The following is a 19,262-nucleotide window of genomic DNA, read 5'->3' as shown; positions in this document are numbered from 1 at the left end:
TAAATATTAAAACTTATTAAGCCTTTGTGCGTTCACGCGAGACCAACATAGCAATGCCCATACCACCACCAATACAAAGTGTTGCTAACCCTTTTGTTTTATTAGCTCGCTGCATTTGATATATCAGTGAGACTAAAATACGACAACCTGAAGCACCTATGGGGTGGCCTAAAGCTACCGCCCCCCCATTTACATTTAATTTTTTAGGATCAAGCCCTAATTCATTATTTACGTGCAGTGCTTGGGCTGAAAATGCCTCATTAGCCTCAATTAAATCAATATCATGCACTTGCCAGCCCGCTTTTTTACACACAGCCTGCGTGGCCGCTATTGGGCCAGTGCCCATGTAAAGCGGCTCAACACCTTCGCAAGCGGTAGCTTCAATCACAGCTAAAATAGGTAAGTTTAACTTTTTTGCATACTCGTCTGAAGTAACCACCACCATCGCTGCGCCGTCGTTAATAGTCGAACTATTTCCAGCGGTAACTGAACCGTCTTTTTTGAACGCAGATCTCAACTTACTAAGGTTTATAATTTGTGTATCAGCTTTTACTGATTCATCAACATCAAAACTCTGGATATCGCCTCCACGTTTTGCAATATAAATAGGGGCAATTTCATCTTTGAATAAACCACTACTAATAGCATGTGCTGCTTTTTGCTGTGAATGAACTGCAAATTTATCTTGTGCTTCTCGTGAGACCGAAAATTTTTCAGCTATATTTTCAGCTGTAATTCCCATATGTATATTTTCGCGACTATCCCACAGCCCATCTTTTATTAAGCTATCAACCAGTGATAAATCACCTAATTTTTTAGGTACTCTATTATTGGGTAATACGTGCGCCGCCTGAGACATACTTTCTTGCCCACCAGCAACCACCATTTTAGCATCACCGCAAAGAACTGATTGCGCAGCCAATTGCACCGCTTTTAGTCCTGAGCCACATACGTGATTAATAGTAAAAGCAGACACATTAATAGGTAGTCCGGCATTAAGTGCTGTCTGCCTTGCTGGATTTTGGCCACAACCAGCTGTTAGCACCTGCCCTAAAATCACCTCCTCAATGTGTGGCTTTACTTGCGGTGTTTCATCAAGAACGGTTTTAAGTAACTGACTACCTATTTCAATAGCTGATAGGCTTGATAAACTTTGTCCAAAACCACCAATTGCGGTTCTTTTTGCAGCAACAATAACAGCCTTCATGCTACCACCTCGGGCAAGTCCATTTCGGGCACATGTTCAGGAATAACAAGCTCACCTGCTGTTAACCGTTGAATATCTTCTACCGAGACATTCGGCGCCCTTTCTAACAAATGAAATTTACCGTCTTTAATTTCCATAAAAGCGAGATCAGTTAGCACTTTTTTAATACAGCCCTTACCAGTTAGTGGCAGTGTACAATTTGCTAATAACTTTGATTCACCATGCTTTGATGCATGGGTCATAGTGACAATAATGTTATCGGCACCCGCCACTAAGTCCATAGCACCTCCCATTCCTTTAATTAACTTCCCGGGGATCATGTAAGACGCAATATTACCATTCACATCCACTTCAAAAGCGCCTAATACAGTTAAATCAACATGGCCACCACGGATCATGGCAAACGACTCTGCACTATCAAAAATTGAGGCGCCGGTTGCCATAGTCACCGTTTGTTTGCCTGCATTGATTAAATCAGCATCAAGTTCATCTTCTGTTGGAAATTGCCCCATACCTAACAATCCGTTTTCTGATTGAAGCATCACTTCAATGCCTTCAGGCACATAGTTAGCAACAAGCGTTGGAATACCAATACCTAAGTTTACGTAGTATCCATCTTGTAGTTCTTGCGCAACACGCATTGCTAATTGCTCTCGGGATAAAGCCATTGTTACACTCCTTGAACTTGTTTAGCACGAGTTGTGCGTTGTTCTATACGTTTTTCAAATGAACCTTTAATAACCCGATCCACATATATCCCAGGGGTATGAATTTCATCGGGATCTAATTGCCCTGCTTCAACAATTTCTTCAACTTCAACAACCGTAACTGTGCCAGCTGTTGCAACTAAAGGATTAAAATTACGTGCTGTTTTTCGATAAACTAAATTACCATATGTATCAGCTTTCCAAGCTTTAACAATGGCAAAATCACCTTTAATCGACTCTTCTAAGATGTAAGTTTTACCATTAAAGTTACGTTCTTCTTTTCCTTGTGCAACTGGAGTTCCATAACCCGTTGCGGTGAAAAAGGCAGGAATACCGGCACCACCGGCACGCATTTTTTCGGCTAATGTGCCTTGGGGGGTCAATTCAACATCCAGTTCACCAGACATCATTTGCCGCTCAAACTCTGCATTTTCGCCAACATAAGACGCAATGATCTTTTTGATTTGTCGTTTTGCAAGCAGCAACCCTAAACCAAAGTCATCAACGCCACAGTTATTTGATACGACCGTTAGCTCTTTAGTACCTTTATTACTAATTTCCTTGATTAAATTTTCTGGTATACCACATAATCCAAAGCCACCTGCTAACACTGTCATACCGTTTTCAAGCCCTTTAAGCGCTTGAGTGTAGGAAGTTACTACTTTATTAAATCCAGCCATTGTTAATTCCAAATAATGAATCAGAGGATTAGTTTGACAATAAAGTAAGAGATAGTTAATTTTATAATTCTATTTTATTAATTAGTTTTACTTATAAATGAATATAAAACAGTTGAAAGCATTTACGGAGGTTGCAACTAACTTAAGCTTTGTAGAAGCGGCTACAAAGTTACACTTATCACAGCCGGCACTTAGTTTAAGCATCAGAAATTTAGAAGAAAGCTTAGGTGGAAAATTATTATCGCGAACTACACGTTCTTTAGTGCTGACACAAGAGGGCAAGGCATTATTACCTGTTGCTAAAAATATATTAAACCAAATTGATGCCGCAGAAAGAGAGATGAAAAAGCGGTTTTCACTTGAACTTGGCCACACCTCCATTGCTGCTATGCCGTCTTTTGCAGCTTCAGTTTTACCTAAAATAATTAAGCGATTTCATTCTAAGTATCCACACATAAAGCTTTCTGTGGAAGATGTACTCTCTGATACAGTAATTGACATGGTAAGTGACGACTTAGTCGAGCTAGGTATCTCATTTGAACCTAAGCATAATAGCGACTTAGTGTTTCACCCTTTGTATAAGGATCAATTTATTGTGGTGTTACCCCCTTCTCATCCACTGACTCAATCTCATACTATTAGCTGGGACGAATTGCTAAAGTTTGAATTAATCACTCTGCAAAGTCCTTCTTCCGTTAGAGAGTTAATTGAAGAAACCTTATCGCAACATAACATGACGCTTAACCCAGCATTTGATGCGCATCAATTAGCAACCGTTATAAGAATGGTGAGGGATAGCTTAGGTGTGGCGATTGTGCCCGCACTTTGTAAAGCGCAAGCACTGGAAGCAGGCGTCGTATGCAGAGACATAAACTCTCCCAGCATAGCACGACGCGTCGGTGTTATTTCAAAACCTATAACCTCATTGTCAATTGCGGCTAAATCAATGCTTGAAACCATTAAACTCTATTCATCAGAACTTACCAGGCAAATAGAGCTTAAATAAATTTTACAGTTGTAGTTGCCCCGTCTCGTCACACTTTAAATCGCTTGCACCTTTAGCTTTGAGTGCTGCAACTAAAGATGCTAAAGCACAACATACCGCAATTAATACCAAGACGGTACTCAAAGAGCCCAGTGGTTTTTGTAGTAATGTAACAACAATGGGCGCTAAAAATTGGCCTAAAAAGAACATTCCTGTCCACATACCTGTACCTTTACCTCGCACATTTTCAGGGAGTAATTTCAATACCCATGTAAGAGTAGTTGGTAACAAAGAACCAAAACCTAAACAGCCAATAAATATGGCAATCGATGAAACAACAAGAGACGAAGAACCCGCGGTGACTAAATACCCAAATGCGCTTAAACCAAAGCCTACGCACAATAGAAGCGGCCCTGAACTACGCTTAATTTTACCGTAACCAAAAGCACCAAGAGCAACACCTATATTTGCTAATGCTCCAATCCCACCAATCATAGCTGGTGTTACAGCCTGGCTAATTGCTAATACTTCACCAAGCTTTACAATCATTGAATAAAAAATGATACCAACAAACAAAGTTATAAATAATAAAGGCACTACTTTTTTTACTGGAAAATGCCCTGCTTGCTCGGAAATGTTTGCTTTTACTTTAGGTTCAAACAAATTTAATGCCACAAGTAGAGCAACTGGCAAAGCAAGTAAATATAAAACAAATGGTCCTCTTGAGCCTAATAACTCACCTAACATGCCGCCTAGCGCAATTAAAAAAATGGCACTTAAGCTTACCGAAGCAACCTGTATTGAAATCCATTTTTGCCTTTCTTTTCCTTGAAAGTAGTCAGCAATTAATGCAGTAGCAATAGTCATAATAATTGCTTCAGTTATTCCTAAAAATACTCTTGAAGTAATGATAAGTGATAAGTTTTTTAAAAAATAAGGCAAGATACCTATTACGCTGTATATGATAAGCGCAATAATTAATAGTGGTTTTCGTCCCATTTTATCTGATATAGCGCCCGCCAAAGGTGAGAAAAGTGCTACGCAAAGTGCTGGAATCGTCATTGCAATAGGCACCAATACCTCATACCCATCCACAAGTTTAAACTCTTCTAATAGCATAGGGAGCACGGGAACGAGAGAGATCACTGCCATTACGGGCATAATCGCCGCTAAAATTAAAATAATACCATGTTTGGTTGAAGCAACCGGATTAGAAAGACTATTCATTGAAGCTACCTTTAGTGTGTGTTGTAGGTGTGTTTGTAAAACCTATTAAATCAGTGAAGCTTCACTATGTGTCTAAATTAAAAATTTGTGGAATTAAATATTTGGATAGGAGGTATCAAGTAAATAAATAGTTAACATATTTAATTTTATTTTTACACAAATCCCTCCCTAAGGCGCATTTTTGCAGATGTATCTATGAAATTGATAATTTCAATTATAAAAATCAATTAACTTGATACATATTTTTACTTTATTGTTAATTTTGCGTTGCACACACATCGCAATCTTAGTGCTTGCTTTTTACAAGCCATTAGGAAACGTTTTTGCACACACACAATTATAAGGATGGAACAATGAACAAATCGTATTTACGTTCATGTATTCTGACTGCATGTTTAACACCTTTAGCTATTTCGGCTCAAACTGCTGAAAATATACAAGAGTCTAAAACAGATGGTATTGAATTAATAACGGTTACTGCTCTTAGAAAAACAGAAAGTTTACAAGATGTAGCTGTACCAATTGATGCTGCAACAGGAAAAGAGCTGTCACGCATAGGGGTTACCGACGCAACAGGTTTAAACAAAATATCACCAGCACTAAACGTTGTTTCTGGCGGTGGTTCAAATACCGTATTTTTTGTTCGCGGTGTGGGTAACTTTGCTGTAAACGCATACACAGATGCAGCACTGGCGTTTAACGTAGATGGTGTATTTTTAGGAAGACCAACAGCCACAACGGCATCATTTTTAGATGTAGAACGTATAGAAGTTTTAAAGGGCCCTCAGGGCACTCTTTATGGCCGAAATGCAACAGCTGGCGCGATCAATGTTATTTCAGCAAAACCGGAACTTGGTGAAACATTTGGCAATATCTCTATTGGTGCTGGTAACTATGGAACAATAACAGCTTCTGGTGCTGTAAATTTACCAATAAGCGATGACTGGGCAGCTCGCTTTGCAATTGGCAAAACTAAAAATGACGGTTATAACGATGATGGCACGGCGGCAACAGATGATACCGCGTTCCGCGCCCGTTTATTTGGTGAGTTTTCTGAAGATGTTAACCTTACTATCACTACAGACTACTCAACAACAAAAGGTAATGGTAATTCACCTTCATTTGAAGGCAGTTACGGATTTCCACTTCAAGGAAGTAATAATCACCCAAAAAACATTCCAGGTTATAACTTTAACCCTGCTCCAGATAACGTATCGGCTCCTCATACAGGCCCAGCAACACCTGCTGCAGTTGAATACTACACAGGCCTACAAACCTTACCGGCATTTACTTCTATCACTCCCCTATATGAACCATATATAGACAACGAGTTTATGGGGGTGTCGGCAGAACTGAATGTTGCAACATCAATGGGCGATCTAACAATAATTCCGGCTTATAGAGAGAATACGGTTGACGTATTATTTAATAACCCCGCTTTCCAAGCAGCCATTAATCAAGAAAATCACCAACAATCTAGCTTAGAAGCTCGTTTCACTACAACTGTAGGGGCGCTTGATTTAATCATGGGTGGCTTTTACTTTGATGAAGCAGTTGATGGTCTAGCCTCATTTAACCAATACAGCTTGCAATCAACGCAAGATATTGAAAACTCAAGCACTAAGTCAACCGCGTTTTTTGTCCATGGTAAATATCACCTATCTGATGAGCTTAGGCTCGTTGGCGCTGTGCGTTGGACTAAAGATAAAAAAGAATTTAAGGGACAAGCGGATGTATTTCTAAATTTATGCATTAGAGATTTGCCAGCCTACCCAGGCGGACCAGAAATCCCTAATTGTAACGGTGCGCCAGTTATACCGGTTGGTGCAACTGTTGCAGAAACAATTGCATCTATTGATCCAGCAGATTTGCCAGAAGGGGCTCCTATAGCAAACCGCGGTCCTGTTCCATATGGTCAAATCCCATTATTCCCTGGCGCACCCGACAACCTGCGTGCAAACCTACTATTCATTAATCAAACCCAGATCGATCGCGTTCAAGAAAATAACGAAATTACTTACAGAGCAGCGATAGAATATGATATTGCACAAAGTAATTTACTCTATGCCAGCTATGAAACAGGCTATCGTTCAGGTGGATTTAGTCCTACCAACGGCCGAGAAGAGTTTTTACCTGAATATATAAATGCATGGACATTTGGTTCAAAAAATAGATTTTTAGATAATTATTTACAAATCAATGCTGAGGCATTTATTTGGGATTATGAAGATCAACAAGCCAGTCATTTTGGTATTGATGGTAACGGTAATTCTGCGTTCTTTACTGAAAACATAGGTCAATCAAGCATTAAAGGAATTGAGGTTGATATTCTTTATCAACTGACTGAAGCAACACGGATCAAAGGAAATGTTCAATATCTAAAAAATGAGATTGAAGAGTTTAGTTACCTTCAAAAAACACCAGACGAAGCTGTAAATGTTGTGACAGGTTGTGACACAGAAGTAAAAAGCGTGACTGATGGGGAGCCCACATATAATGTAGATTGTTCAGGTAAGGAAGGCAGAAACTCGCCATCACTTTCTTTAACTGCAAGTATTAACCATTACTTAGAGTTTGAAAATGGTTATTCGGCATCAGTGTCTCTTGATGCTCGTTACCGCGACGAACGTTGGGTTGGCTTTGACTTCTTGCCTTCGCAACGTGCTGAAGATGTGGTTACCTTAGACACTTCTGTGCAATTATTTTCAGCAAATGATAAGTGGTCAATACTCGCATACGTAAGAAACATAACTGACGAAGAAATAAAAGCAACATCGCAGTTATTTGCTAATGGTGGCAACACAATGGTGTCAACCTACGAAAAACCAAGAACTTACGGTTTAACATTCAAATATGACTTCTATTAAGAGAGCACACACAATGCAAAAAAGTAGTATTTTATTTAATTTATTTCTATCTCTAGGCTGTTTAGCATTTACGCTTAACGGCAACGCAAGCGAAACAAAAAATGAGTGGATAACTCTAGGTACGATGGCAGGCCCTATTCCAAATGCTAAGCACTCTCAACCATCTAACGCGTTAGTTGTTAATGGCAATACGTATGTGGTTGATGCTGGTGACGGTACTGCAGGGCAATTAGCAAAAGCGGGCTTAGACATAAAAGATGTTGATGCCGTCTTTTTAAGTCACTTACATTTTGACCATACAGGGGGGTTACCTGCAATTTTGAGTTTAAGGTGGCAAACAAGTGCACGTAATGAGCTTGTTGTATATGGCCCTCCGGGAACTCAGCAAACCGTTGATGGAATTTTTGAATACATGACTTATGGCACGCTTGGACACTACGGTGTACCAGGCCAAGTTCCTGCGCCCGCTAATACTAATATCAAAGTTGTTGAGGTTGAAGATGGGACTCAATTAAAACTTCCAGACTTCACTGTGGATGTTATAAGAAACTCACACTACAGCTGGCCAAAAGGAAGTGAAGAGTGGAAAAAGTTTCAAGCACTTTCATTTAAATTTAGTCTACAAGATTATACTGTTGTTTATACAGGTGATACGGGCCCAAGTAGTGCAGTTGAGAAGCTATCTAGCGGTGTTGATTTATTAGTAAGTGAGATGATGGATATTGATCACACAGTCAACATGATAAAAGAAACAAACCCTCAAATGCCTAAGGGTAAGTTTATTGGCATTCATAAACATCTTTCGAAGCACCACCTTTCACCAAAACAAGTTGGTGAGTTAGCTAAAGCAGCCAATGTAGGCAGTTTAGTTATTACTCATATGGCACCGGGGTTAGATACTCAAGCCGAAATAGACTTTTATACTAAACAAGTTGCAAGTGAATACAAAGGGCCGATCTCAGTAGCACAAGATTTAAACCGTTACGAACTAAAACGCTGACCTGAGTATTGTATCTGATTACAGCAATGAAAAGCCGCCAATTAAGGCGGTTTTTTATATGCCTTGAGCGGCATTCATTATTTTTTCTCTTAACCATCGGTGTATAGGATCATTATCAAGCGTAGGATGCCACATCATAGATTCCACTAGTAGTGGCGTATCATAAGGAAGTGAAACAACCTTTAAATCATGTTTTTGTGCATGTATGTTAGCAAATTTTTTGGGTAAAATAGCAACGCGCTGAGTTCCTTTCAGTGTGTAAATCATCGTAGAAAAATCATTAGTTATTATATCAACTTTGCGACTCCCTCCCATCGTTTCTGTTAACCATGTCTCAATACTTAAATGGCTTGTCCGTGCAAAACCAACTGATACATGCCCCATGCTACCTACCTGTTCAGCTGTAATCACGTCTCCATCAACTAACTCGTTTTTTACATCAACAACACATGCAAGCTCATCTGACATGAGTATAGCGCTTGGGTAGTTATCAAGCATTACTCCCTCGGGTGCAATAAATAAATCAGCCCCCCCTTTTATAATTATATTAGCCTCATGGGAAAACGGTGATAAGAACTCAAATGTCATCCCTGGGGCTTGTTCCGCAAGCTCAGTTAAAATACTGGAAAACAGGACTTGAATAACATAATCTGATGCAACAATTTTAAAATGACGTTCGCTTTTTAAGGGATCGTTAAAACGCTTTCCGATGATCACCCCCCTAATTGTTGTTAAAACTTCTGTAATAGGCACCTGTAGCTCTAAAGCAAAGGGCGTTGGTTGCATTGTTTTACCTACTTGAACAAGTAAATCATCTTCAAAAAAGATTCTTGCTCTGCCTAATATACTACTGGTTGCTGATTGAGATAGATGAAGGCGTTTTGCACTTTTTGTTATATTTTTTTCCTCTAACAAAACATCTAATGCGACTAATAAATTCAAATCTAAATGCTCAAATCTCATAATTTACTCACTGCTGATTGTTTAAATTTAATAACTTTAATGTATTAAATTTTTGGATACAACCTATCTAAACATTCAATTTCATCAATTGCAATTTAAGGATTAACATGAATTAAATAATAGTTTAACAAACACCGCGACCAAACAATGAAACTAGCAACAATTAAAAACACAAATCAAGATGGTCAACTCGTCTTAGTATCTGAAGACTTGAAAGACTACGTAGAAGTAGGCGACCTGGCCACTACACTTCAAGATGCGTTAGATTTATGGCCTGCTATAGAAGAAAAGCTTTTAATACGTTATGAGGCCCTTAACGCTCTAGAACTAACTGACATTAATAAAGTAAGTGACGCCGAGTTTATGGCTCCTTTACCGCGTAGCTGGCAATGGCTCGATGGTTCTTTATTTTTGAATCATGGAACGCTTATGCAACAAGCGTTTCACCTTGAACCTATTGAAGGTGCCGATTCTTACCCGCTAGTTTACCAAGGTGCTGGTGATAGTTTTTTGTCGGGCAGTACACCAATCATTGCTCCTAGCGAGCAAGTCGGTATTGATTTTGAAGGTGAATTTGGCGTCATAGTTGGTGACATTCCTATGGGGAGCAGCGCAGATTATGCGCTTGGTCAAATACGTTTAATCGTTATGCTTAACGACATTAGTTATCGCGCACTTGGCCCTCGAGAAATGAAAACCGGTTTTGGCTTTGTGCAAGCAAAAGGACCTACCTCATTTGCTCCTTTTGCTATTACACCTGACGAACTCGGCCAACACTGGCATAACGGGCGAATAAACCTCCCTTTAGACGTTTATCGCAACGATAAATGGTTTGGGTCACCGGAGGGTTCACAAATGCATTTTGGCTTTCATGAGCTCATCGCTCATGTCGCAAAAACTCGCCCTATCAAAGCAGGCACAGTATTCGGCTCGGGAACCGTTTCTAATGCTGATGTTACCAAAGGCCAAGCCTGTATCTCAGAACTTCGTGCTAAAGAAATGATCGCGACAGGTAAACCGCAAACAGAATTTCTTAAATCTGGCGAGATTGTTCACATGCAGGTACTTGATCAGCGCGGTAAAACTGTATTTGGCGAAATAAAACAACACGTTACAGTGGAGAATACAGATGTTTAATCCATCACAATATAAACTTATCGATTTGTCAGTTACGCTTGAAAATAATCCATACACAGATCCCCCACCACTTCTGCCTAAAATTGAGTACACCGATCACCAACAAGGCTGGCCTGAGATGGCCTCAATGTTTCCCGGCTTAAAAAAAGAGCAATTACCGGGCGATGAATCATGGGCTGCGGAACGTTTAGAGATCACCACGCACAGTGGAACACATATGGACGCACCTTGGCATTACGCCTCAACGACCGATGGCGGAAAACCAGCGTTTGGTATTGACGAATTACCGCTTGAGTGGTGCTTTCAACGCGGTATTAAATTGGATTTCAGGCATCTTCCAGATGGTTATGTGGTTACTGCTGACGATGTTGAAAAAGAACTTGCTCGCATTAATCACACTCTCTGTCCATTGGATATTGTGCTAGTGAATACGCGTGCGGGCTCTGTATTTGGAAAGCCAGGATACTTAGATGCAGGTGTCGGCATGGGTCGCGAAGCAACCCTGTACCTTTTAGAGCGCGGCGTAAAAGTAGTTGGAACCGATGCCTGGAGCTGGGATGCACCATTTAAATATACAAAGCAACGCTTTGAAGAAACTGGCGATCCGTCAATTATATGGGAAGGCCACAAAGCTGGAAGAGACATAGGCTATGGGCAGATGGAAAAACTAGCAAACTTAGAAGCCTTGCCTAGTACGGGTTTTTTAGTGTCTTGCTTCCCCTACAAAATAAAACATGCATCCGCTGGTTTTGTCCGAGCGGTTGCATTTTTAGAAAAATAATTAATGCAAACAGAACACACTTAACGAAGAGAGAAAATATTATGTTTAAGTATTTCCCAACAAATTACGTATGGAATTTATCAATTAACCTAGCCATAGAAATGGGTGCTCGCATTGGTGAAATAGAAGAAATGTGTGGCCCGTTACAAGAAGCCGCAAAATCACCAGATAAAGAAGGAGTTCAAGCATTTAGAGACACGTGGGCTAAAATGGCCGATAAACTCTGCGGGCTTGCCGAAGAAGACATTGAACGTGGCAGACTACTTTCAGCAGGGTATAAATATAATCGTGCTGCAACCTACCTTATAACGTGTGAACGTCTGCAAGCACATGGTGCACCGGGTAGAACTGAGCTCTACAAACGTTCACTCGAACTTTTCCATAAGTCTATCGAACTGAGTCAAGAAGACTGCCAGCGCGTTGAAATCCCGTATGAAGGTAAGCACCTTTCAGCCCTTTATGTAAAAGCTAAAGGCGTCGAAGGTCCTGCCCCAATTCTTATTCAGATAAACGGCCTTGATTCATCAAAGGAAATGAAATATCGCGTTGGTTTACCACAATGGTTGGCTGAGCGTGGGGTTTCATCACTAATTTTAGATCAACCAGGTACTGGTGAAGCATTAAAACTTCAAGGGTTACATGCGCGTTTTGATACTGAGCATTGGGCAAGTGTGGTGGTTGATTGGCTTGAACAACATGGCGACGTTGATAGCAAACTGATTGGTATGGAAGGTGTTTCTTTAGGTGGTTATTACTGTCCTCGCGCGGTTGCAAATGAACCTAGATTAGCATTGGGTTGTGTGTGGGGTGCAAACCACGATTGGCGAGATGTTCAAAAGCGTCGATTAGAAAAAGAAGGTGACTTCCCAGTACCTCATTATTGGACTCATGTGCAATGGGTTTGGGGCGCCAAAGATATTGACGATTTTATGGAAATTGCTGAAAACGTGCATCTCGACGGCCAAATTGAAAAAATTAAAGTGCCATTTTTAGTCACTCATGGCGCTAAAGACTCTCAAATACCCCTTAAATGGGCACACAGAACATTTGATCAGCTAGTGAACAGCCCAAAACGTGAGCTAAAAATATTTACTGAGCGCGAAGGCGGTGTTCAGCACTCAAGTTTTGATAACAGTTCAAACGCGGGCCAATACATTGCTGATTGGGTAGCAGAGACATTTAATGAATTAAAGGCACAATAGGAGTCACACCATGAATATTATTGGCCCAGATACACTTGTTTTTGGTGTTGAAGACACTGAAAGCTGTAAGCAGTTTGCACTTGATTATGGTTTAACGCAGCAAAGCGATACTCGCTTCGCAGCACTTGACGGGACAGGCATTGAAATAAAAAAAGCAGATGACAGCTCACTACCGAGTCCTCTTGCAACTGGTTCAATGCTACGTAAAACGATTTACGGCGTAAAAGATCAGCATACTATTGATGCATTAAAAACTGAGCTTGAGAAAGACCGAACAGTAACAACTCTAGACGATGGCAGTATCGAGTCTGTTGACGATTTAGGTTTTGTTATTGGTTTTCAAGTAACTATACGACAATCACTCGAGAACCTACCAGCAGAAAAGGTCAACGCGCCTGGGTCTGAAAATAACCGTGCGGTAAATAATATTGGTATTAATACAGACTTTAAGGCGCAACCTCGTAGCCTTTCTCATGTTGTGTACTTTGTACCGGATGCCGTTAAAGCCGAAGCTTTTTACGCACAGCGTTTAGGCTTTATTACTACGGATCGTTTTACCCATGTAGGTCCTTTTATGCGCCCTGCCGGTACCAATGATCACCACACATTATTTTTTATAAATACCCCGCCACACATGCAAGGTATTGAGCATTTTACTTTTCATATGAGCGGACCAACAGAAGTTTCTCAAGCTGGTACTGCCTTAGTTAATAAAGGCTACCAAAGCTTTTGGGGGCCAGGTCGTCATATATTTGGATCAAACTGGTTTTGGTACTTCAAAAGTCCGTTTGGCTGCAACATTGAATATGATGCTGATATGGATTTACATGATGATGAATGGACTGCGCGAGAAGCGATGCCTGGTGCTGATAATTCGCAAGCTTTCTTACTTCAGTACCGGGAAAAGTGGGCACCAATGGGCCCACCTCCGGGTAAACCAGAGTAATCATGAGTAAAGTATTTATCGCCCATAAAAGCGATATTACAGAGGGGCAAGCGAAAGGCTTTGACCCTCTTAATCAAGGGCGCGACAGCCTCTTTATAGTTCATAAAAATGGGGAGTATTATGGCTATAAAGATATCTGTCCTCACTACGGTGATACCACATTACCTTGGAAAAAAGATAAATACTTAGATTCAAAAAGTGATCAAATAGTCTGCGCTGCCCACGGCGCTTTATTCGAAATTCGCACTGGTATTTGCACACAAGGGCCATGTAAAAATCAGGCCTTAACAAACATTGAATTAGATATTCGCCAACACAATGAAATTTGGGTGGATATAACAACAATAAAGGAGTTCTAAAATGAACCCGTGTATTTCTAATGTATTAATAATTGGTGGTGGCTTCTCTGGTATGTCAGCAGCCATCGAACTTGAGAAAAAAAATATTGCTGTCGATTTGGTCGAAATTGATCCTAACTGGCGAGCAGAAGGGGCTGGGATCAGTTTAGGTGGAGCTACCATTCGAGCTTTTCAACAACTTGGAATTTTAGAAGAGTTTTTAGCAAAAGGCAGTGCCCATGAAGGGCTAGATATATATGCCCCGCATGGTTTGCACCTTGCCCATATACCAACGCCATTAATGGCTGATGCTAATATTCCAAAAGCGGGCGCTATAATGCGACCAGCACTTGCACAAATTTTGGCAAATAAAACGAAACAAACCAATGCCAATGTTAGGCTTGGCTGTACATTTTCATCTATAGAACAAGACGAAAATGGGGCAACAGTCACCTTTACCGATGGCACGACAAAAACATATGACCTAATTATTGGTGCTGATGGCTTGTACTCAAAAGTACGACAAATCATATTCCCTGAAGCTGAAAAGCCTAAATTTGTAGGCCAAGGTGTATGGCGAGCCGTACTGCCTCGCCTTGAAGGCATTGATAACACGGTAATGTGGGTAGGCGAACATATTAAAGTAGGGGTTAACCCTATGTCGAAAAACGAAATGTATATGTTTGTTACTGAAGATAAAATTGAAAATAATTATATTGAACCAAAAGACTTTTTACCGTTATTAAAAGCACTTGTAGCCAAATTTCCGGCTCCTGTAGTACAAGAGATACATGCTCATCTAAATGAAAACTCTAAAATTGATTACCGCCCGCTTGAAGGACTATTAGTTAAAGATGCATGGCACAAAAACCGAATCGTCCTTATCGGCGATGCAGTACATGCAACAACACCCCATTTAGCGTCGGGTGCATGTATAGGTATTGAAGATGCTATTGTATTGGCTGATGAACTAACTAATCATGCTCACTTGGAACAAGCACTTAGCGCCTTTAAAGAGCGCCGTTGGGAGCGTTGTAAGCTTGTTGTTGAAAACTCGGGGCGGCTTGCTCAAATTGAAATAGAAGGAGGCGACAAAGCTGAGCACTCTGCAATTATGCGCGACTCCCATATTGCTTTAGCTAAAGCAATATAACTGACCCGATTTTAGGTTAACTAGGTTGTTAATACCCCTTCGCTGAAAATGAGTGACAGCGAGGGGGTATTATTTACCTTATCCCAACTAATTATAAAAATAACGGATGCCTTGCCATATCAAATGCAGGGATAAAAAGCTCAAGATAAGTCGTAATGCCTTTCTAAAGTTAGCTCCATGCGTTTTATTTAATACATGTAAACCTACAAACGTTCCGAACACACCACTAATAACCATACAAAAAATTAAAGGCAGCCAATCAAGAAAAGCAAATCCAACAACGCTAAAAACCGCCGCTTTTAATACATGCTGAAGTGCCATACAGCTTGAAAATGTTGCCGTAAATTTTAATTTTTCATACTCTTTTGTATACAAATAACTGCTTACAATTGGGCCGCTAGCGCCAACAAATACAGAGAGAAAGGCAGTACTCAACCCTGCAATAAGGCGCACGCTTGGTGATGTGCCACTAAATTTGGGCTTTGGACCCCACAACAAATAAAAAATAAATATTGCCAACACAATTTTCATCGGCTCAAGTGCTATTTGTGTTAATACGGTAGTCGATAACACAGCACCAAACAGCCCCCCTACTGAAAAATAAGCCAACATATCTAGGTCAATGTATCTATACGTTGCTATTGCACGAGTCGCATTAGAGCCTAACTGAACAAGGCCATGAACAGGAATGACAATGGACATAGGCAGCATTGAGGCCATTGTAAGAAGTAGTAATAACCCGCCTCCTGCACCAAATGCGGCAGTAATAAATGATCCAAAAAAAGCGGATGCAATTAAAATCCCCGCATAAAGCGGGGTGAGTAAATCATTTAGTAATAAGCTCAAACCGAAAGACCTTAATTGCTACATTTAAAACTCTTCTGTGTCTATTTCTGCTTGAGTTGCTTCAGGATAACGCGAACCACTAACTGAAGATGGTGAGAATAAAGCTGATAGTTGCGTTAACTGTTCTGCAGACAGTACAATATTTTCAGCACTTACATTATCGGCTAAATGATGACTATTCTGTGTGCCAGGAATAACATGTACATGCTCACCTTGATGAAGCACCCAAGCTAAACACAATTGAGCCAGTGTTAAGTGTGTGCTCTGTGCAATAGATTTTAGTGCACTTAACAATTGCTTATTTTTGCTAAAGTGAGGTTCGTTAAAGCGCGGCATTCCACGTCTAATATCCCCTTCAACTAGTGCCTCTCGACTGGTGACCTGATCAGTTAAAAAGCCTCTGGCTAATGGTGAAAATGCAATAAAAGCAGCCCCTATATGCTTACATGTTTCGAGGACTGCAATCTCAGGATTACGCGTCCATAACGAATACTCTGTTTGCACTGCTGCAATCGAATGTACGCTATTTGCTCGCATTATTGACTCAGCTGACACCTCAGATAAGCCAATTGCTTTAATTTTTCCTTCAGTAACTAAACGCGAAAGCTCACCAACACTCTCTTCAATCGGTACAGATTTATCCATACGGTGCAAGTAATATAAATCTAGGACTTCTGTATTTAGTCTAGTTAAAGACGACTCTATTGTTGAGCGAAGCGTTTTAGGACGCCCATCAATAACGCGTTTACCATTAACGCCGGCCATACCACACTTGCTCGCCAAAAAAATTTTATCTCTGTGCTGTTTTAATGCTTTGCCCAGCAGGGCTTCATTTTTACCAAATCCATACAAAGCGGCAGTATCAAAATGTTCAACACCTAACTCAATCGCCTCGTGTAATAAATTAATTGCAGATTCATTTGAGGGGGGATGCCCATAGGCATGGCTCAAGTTCATACACCCCAACCCAACTGGATTAACGCTATAACCATTAATTTGACGCTTATTCATACCCCCCTCCTTTGCGATTAATTATTGATTATTTAATTGTTGCTCTAAGTCGTGAAGCACACGATAACAATCAAGTACCTGATCAACACTCGAGTTAGGTTCTCGGCCATCTTTGATAGCAGTAAAAAACTCTCTATCTTGTAGCTCAATACCATTCATAGATACGTCAACATTAGAGACATCAATCGCATTTTCTTTGCCATCCACTAAATCATCATAGCGTGCTATATATGTACCTGTGTCACCGATATAGCGAAAAAATGTCCCTAAAGGACCATCATTGTTAAACGATAATGACAGGGTACAAATTGCACCATTTTCAGCTAATAATTGAATAGACATATCTAAAGCAATACCGAGCTCTGGGTGAATTGGCCCCTGAATAGCATTAGCTTTAACCACTTTAGCGCCAGCTTGATAAGCAAACAAATCAACAGTGTGAGCAGCATGGTGCCATAAAAGATGATCAGTCCATGACCGGGCCTCGCCTTTAGCATTAATATTTTTACGACGGAAAAAGTACGTTTGTACATCCATTTGCTGAATATTAAACTCGTTAGCCGAAATTTTATTATTAACCCATTGATGAGATGGATTAAAGCGGCGAGTATGCCCAACCATACAGGTCAGCCCCGTGCGCTTTTGTACCTCAACTACTTTTAATGAATCTTCCCAGCTATCTGCTAATGGGATTTCAACTTGCACATGCTTACCCGCTTCCATACATTGAATAGATTGCGCAGCGTGTTGCTGAGTGGGTGTGCATAAAATCACTGCATCGGCATCAATTTTAAGCGCATCGTCTAAGCTTGTAAAAACTTGCGGTATGGCGTAGTCATCAGCCACTTTTTGAGTTTTTTCTGGCGTACGACCAACGAGTGCAACCACTTCAACACCGTCGATATTTTTAATACCATCAAGGTGCTTAATGCCAAATGCGCCTGGTCCAACAACAATTACTTTCATAAAATTTCTCCAGGTTATTTATTCTCTAAAACAAGATGACCAACAGCAGTATTCGATGCGGGTACATGGTAATGACGCTTCTTTAATTCAACCTCATCATTGAGCGCTCCACGCATTACAAGCCACATAATAAGCTCAATCCCTTCAGAGCCAGCAAGGTTAATGTATTCAAGATGAGGTTTTAGGGCTAAGTTTTCAGCATCATCAACAATGTCATCTAAAAAGGCATTATCGAATTCTTTATTAATTAAACCTGCACGTGGCCCCTGTAATTGATGGCTCATGCCGCCCGTCCCCCAAATTTGTACATTTAGGTCTTCATCAAAGCTTTCTACAGCTTTACGTAAGGCCTTACCTAAATTGTAACAACGCTGCCCAGATGGGGTTGGATAAAGTACTACATTGACAGCAATAGGAATAACTTTACACGGCCAATTTTCAGGCTGACCAAACATTAGCGATAACGGGACCGTTAAGCCATGATCAACATCTAGAGTATTAACAACAGTTAAGTCAAAGTCGTCTTGAATAACAGATTGAGCAAGATGTGATGCAAATTCAGGATAGCCTTTTACATTGGGTACAGGACGTGGCCCCCACCCTTCATCTGCTGGTTTAAACTCTTCACCTGTTGCAATCGCAAAGGTAGGAACTAAATTAGAGTCAAACGCGGTTGCATGATCGTTGTATACCAATAATACAACGTCAGGCTTTTGCTCCTTTATCCATTCTTTAGCGTAATCATACCCCTCGAATAATGGTTTCCAATACTCATTATCAGTTATGCCATTATCGATTGCGGCACCAATAGCCGGAACATGTGATGTTGCAACACCTGCTTTTATTTTGGCCATGATTAACTTCCTTTTTTTAATGTATTACTGCTGTCGGGGACACGACCCCCTGATAGCATCATTTGCGCGTATTCATCTTGTGTCATACCCGTCATCGTTGATGCTGCGGCTTGAAAACTAATACCGTCGCTAGAAAATATTTTTGCAAGGAAATAAATATTGCCGCCTAGGCTCATCATTTTGTTGTAATCACGTGCTATAACCGCTTCTTTTTGTGCTTCACTCATTGGCCACTCATCAAGATAGGCTTTCTGACCTGCTTTAAACCTTTCACGATTTGGCGCTTTCATTAGCGACATGCAAAATTGATTTAAGTGAAACCCTAAACGCGCCATATCAGCATCAAATATAGTGGTGCCTGGCACTTCTTTATATGGTTTATTAATCGCCAT

At 40.5% G+C, this 19,262-nt stretch carries 19 protein-coding genes; 9 read left to right on the top strand and 10 right to left on the bottom strand.

The genetic code is table 11. The features are described 5' to 3' along the window. Positions 1-16: 16 nt before the first annotated feature. From ATS72_RS18355 to ATS72_RS18345, 3 genes are read right to left on the bottom strand one after another with little or no spacing between them, the layout of a single operon-like run. Positions 17-1,207, bottom strand: coding sequence for an acetyl-CoA C-acetyltransferase (locus ATS72_RS18355; protein WP_058429820.1), 1,191 nt, complete (start codon positions 1,205-1,207; stop codon positions 17-19). After that, positions 1,204-1,875, bottom strand: coding sequence for a 3-oxoacid CoA-transferase subunit B (locus ATS72_RS18350; protein ID WP_058429821.1), 672 nt, complete (start codon positions 1,873-1,875; stop codon positions 1,204-1,206). The genes ATS72_RS18355 and ATS72_RS18350 overlap by 4 nt, the downstream gene beginning before the upstream one ends. Before the next feature lie 2 nt (positions 1,876-1,877). Then, on the bottom strand, positions 1,878-2,594 hold the full coding sequence (locus ATS72_RS18345; protein ID WP_058429822.1) for a CoA transferase subunit A: 717 nt from the start codon (positions 2,592-2,594) through the stop codon (positions 1,878-1,880). Between the two features lie 112 nt (positions 2,595-2,706). Here ATS72_RS18345 and ATS72_RS18340 point away from each other — a divergent pair, with 112 nt between their 5' ends. Then, a complete protein-coding gene (locus ATS72_RS18340; RefSeq protein ID WP_197709264.1) occupies positions 2,707-3,600 on the top strand; it encodes a LysR family transcriptional regulator in 894 nt (297 codons plus the stop codon). A 3-nt stretch (positions 3,601-3,603) separates the two neighbouring features. On the opposite strand, the gene ATS72_RS18335 is transcribed toward ATS72_RS18340, so the two are convergent. Beyond that, on the bottom strand, positions 3,604-4,806 hold the full coding sequence (locus tag ATS72_RS18335) for an MFS transporter (RefSeq protein WP_058429824.1): 1,203 nt from the start codon (positions 4,804-4,806) through the stop codon (positions 3,604-3,606). A gap of 353 nt (positions 4,807-5,159) precedes the next feature. Here ATS72_RS18335 and ATS72_RS18330 point away from each other — a divergent pair, with 353 nt between their 5' ends. Further along, entirely contained in the window at positions 5,160-7,673 is a 2,514-nt protein-coding gene (locus ATS72_RS18330) for a TonB-dependent receptor (protein ID WP_058429825.1), read from the top strand. Between the two features lie 13 nt (positions 7,674-7,686). After that, positions 7,687-8,673: an MBL fold metallo-hydrolase gene (locus ATS72_RS18325; RefSeq protein ID WP_058429826.1), complete on the top strand. Its 987-nt coding sequence runs from the start codon at positions 7,687-7,689 to the stop codon at positions 8,671-8,673. Between the two features lie 54 nt (positions 8,674-8,727). On the opposite strand, the gene ATS72_RS18320 is transcribed toward ATS72_RS18325, so the two are convergent. After that, on the bottom strand, positions 8,728-9,636 hold the full coding sequence (locus tag ATS72_RS18320; RefSeq protein WP_058429827.1) for a LysR family transcriptional regulator: 909 nt from the start codon (positions 9,634-9,636) through the stop codon (positions 8,728-8,730). Positions 9,637-9,783: 147 nt separating this feature from the next. Between ATS72_RS18320 and ATS72_RS18315 the strand changes: the two genes are divergently transcribed. Genes ATS72_RS18315 through ATS72_RS18290 form a run of 6 tightly spaced genes read left to right on the top strand, consistent with a single transcriptional unit; the run spans position 9,784 to position 15,193 of the window. Beyond that, positions 9,784-10,773: a fumarylacetoacetate hydrolase family protein gene (locus tag ATS72_RS18315; RefSeq protein ID WP_058429828.1), complete on the top strand. Its 990-nt coding sequence runs from the start codon at positions 9,784-9,786 to the stop codon at positions 10,771-10,773. Beyond that, positions 10,766-11,554, top strand: a complete 789-nt coding sequence (locus ATS72_RS18310) for a cyclase family protein (protein WP_058429829.1) — start codon at positions 10,766-10,768, stop codon at positions 11,552-11,554. Before ATS72_RS18315 ends, ATS72_RS18310 begins: the two co-directional genes overlap by 8 nt. 41 nt (positions 11,555-11,595) lie before the next feature. Next, entirely contained in the window at positions 11,596-12,756 is a 1,161-nt protein-coding gene (locus ATS72_RS18305) for an alpha/beta hydrolase family protein (RefSeq protein ID WP_058429830.1), read from the top strand. Positions 12,757-12,766: 10 nt separating this feature from the next. Next, positions 12,767-13,702 carry a VOC family protein gene (locus ATS72_RS18300; protein ID WP_058429831.1) on the top strand — a complete coding sequence of 312 codons (936 nt, stop codon included), beginning with the start codon at positions 12,767-12,769 and terminating at the stop codon, positions 13,700-13,702. Positions 13,703-13,704: 2 nt separating this feature from the next. Next, positions 13,705-14,061, top strand: coding sequence for a Rieske (2Fe-2S) protein (locus tag ATS72_RS18295; protein ID WP_058429832.1), 357 nt, complete (start codon positions 13,705-13,707; stop codon positions 14,059-14,061). Between the two features lies 1 nt (position 14,062). Beyond that, a complete protein-coding gene (locus ATS72_RS18290) occupies positions 14,063-15,193 on the top strand; it encodes an FAD-dependent oxidoreductase (protein WP_058429833.1) in 1,131 nt (376 codons plus the stop codon). A gap of 87 nt (positions 15,194-15,280) precedes the next feature. Here ATS72_RS18290 and ATS72_RS18285 read toward each other — a convergent pair whose 3' ends face one another. From ATS72_RS18285 to ligA, 5 genes are read right to left on the bottom strand one after another with little or no spacing between them, the layout of a single operon-like run. Further along, positions 15,281-16,039: a sulfite exporter TauE/SafE family protein gene (locus ATS72_RS18285; protein WP_058429834.1), complete on the bottom strand. Its 759-nt coding sequence runs from the start codon at positions 16,037-16,039 to the stop codon at positions 15,281-15,283. 24 nt (positions 16,040-16,063) lie between these two features. After that, positions 16,064-17,050 (bottom strand): aldo/keto reductase, encoded by a 987-nt coding sequence (locus tag ATS72_RS18280; protein ID WP_058429835.1) that lies wholly within the window; start codon positions 17,048-17,050, stop codon positions 16,064-16,066. 21 nt (positions 17,051-17,071) lie between these two features. Continuing rightward, positions 17,072-18,016 carry a Gfo/Idh/MocA family oxidoreductase gene (locus ATS72_RS18275; RefSeq protein WP_058429836.1) on the bottom strand — a complete coding sequence of 315 codons (945 nt, stop codon included), beginning with the start codon at positions 18,014-18,016 and terminating at the stop codon, positions 17,072-17,074. A gap of 14 nt (positions 18,017-18,030) precedes the next feature. Beyond that, a complete protein-coding gene (locus ATS72_RS18270) occupies positions 18,031-18,870 on the bottom strand; it encodes a class III extradiol dioxygenase subunit beta (protein WP_058429837.1) in 840 nt (279 codons plus the stop codon). Between the two features lie 2 nt (positions 18,871-18,872). Further along, positions 18,873-19,262 carry a protocatechuate 4,5-dioxygenase subunit alpha gene (gene ligA, locus ATS72_RS18265; RefSeq protein WP_058429838.1) on the bottom strand — a complete coding sequence of 130 codons (390 nt, stop codon included), beginning with the start codon at positions 19,260-19,262 and terminating at the stop codon, positions 18,873-18,875.

The sequence above is a fragment of the Pseudoalteromonas sp. 13-15 genome (assembly GCF_001468205.2).
Lineage (GTDB): Bacteria > Pseudomonadota > Gammaproteobacteria > Enterobacterales > Alteromonadaceae > Pseudoalteromonas > Pseudoalteromonas marina.
The sequence above is the reverse complement of the archived record's forward strand: the minus strand, read 5'-3'. Positions and strand labels throughout refer to the sequence as shown.

Coding starts and splice junctions, on each gene's coding strand:
- ATS72_RS18295 (WP_058429832.1), top strand. CDS start 13,705: ATGAGTAAAGTATTTATCGCCCATAAAAGCGATATTACAGAGGGGCAA.
- ATS72_RS18355 (WP_058429820.1), bottom strand. CDS start 1,207: ATGAAGGCTGTTATTGTTGCTGCAAAAAGAACCGCAATTGGTGGTTTT.
- ATS72_RS18325 (WP_058429826.1), top strand. CDS start 7,687: ATGCAAAAAAGTAGTATTTTATTTAATTTATTTCTATCTCTAGGCTGT.
- ATS72_RS18290 (WP_058429833.1), top strand. CDS start 14,063: ATGAACCCGTGTATTTCTAATGTATTAATAATTGGTGGTGGCTTCTCT.
- ATS72_RS18280 (WP_058429835.1), bottom strand. CDS start 17,050: ATGAATAAGCGTCAAATTAATGGTTATAGCGTTAATCCAGTTGGGTTG.
- ligA (WP_058429838.1), bottom strand. CDS start 19,262: ATGGCGATTAATAAACCATATAAAGAAGTGCCAGGCACCACTATATTT.
- ATS72_RS18310 (WP_058429829.1), top strand. CDS start 10,766: ATGTTTAATCCATCACAATATAAACTTATCGATTTGTCAGTTACGCTT.
- ATS72_RS18315 (WP_058429828.1), top strand. CDS start 9,784: ATGAAACTAGCAACAATTAAAAACACAAATCAAGATGGTCAACTCGTC.
- ATS72_RS18345 (WP_058429822.1), bottom strand. CDS start 2,594: ATGGCTGGATTTAATAAAGTAGTAACTTCCTACACTCAAGCGCTTAAA.
- ATS72_RS18305 (WP_058429830.1), top strand. CDS start 11,596: ATGTTTAAGTATTTCCCAACAAATTACGTATGGAATTTATCAATTAAC.
- ATS72_RS18270 (WP_058429837.1), bottom strand. CDS start 18,870: ATGGCCAAAATAAAAGCAGGTGTTGCAACATCACATGTTCCGGCTATT.
- ATS72_RS18350 (WP_058429821.1), bottom strand. CDS start 1,875: ATGGCTTTATCCCGAGAGCAATTAGCAATGCGTGTTGCGCAAGAACTA.
- ATS72_RS18320 (WP_058429827.1), bottom strand. CDS start 9,636: ATGAGATTTGAGCATTTAGATTTGAATTTATTAGTCGCATTAGATGTT.
- ATS72_RS18335 (WP_058429824.1), bottom strand. CDS start 4,806: ATGAATAGTCTTTCTAATCCGGTTGCTTCAACCAAACATGGTATTATT.
- ATS72_RS18300 (WP_058429831.1), top strand. CDS start 12,767: ATGAATATTATTGGCCCAGATACACTTGTTTTTGGTGTTGAAGACACT.
- ATS72_RS18275 (WP_058429836.1), bottom strand. CDS start 18,016: ATGAAAGTAATTGTTGTTGGACCAGGCGCATTTGGCATTAAGCACCTT.
- ATS72_RS18330 (WP_058429825.1), top strand. CDS start 5,160: ATGAACAAATCGTATTTACGTTCATGTATTCTGACTGCATGTTTAACA.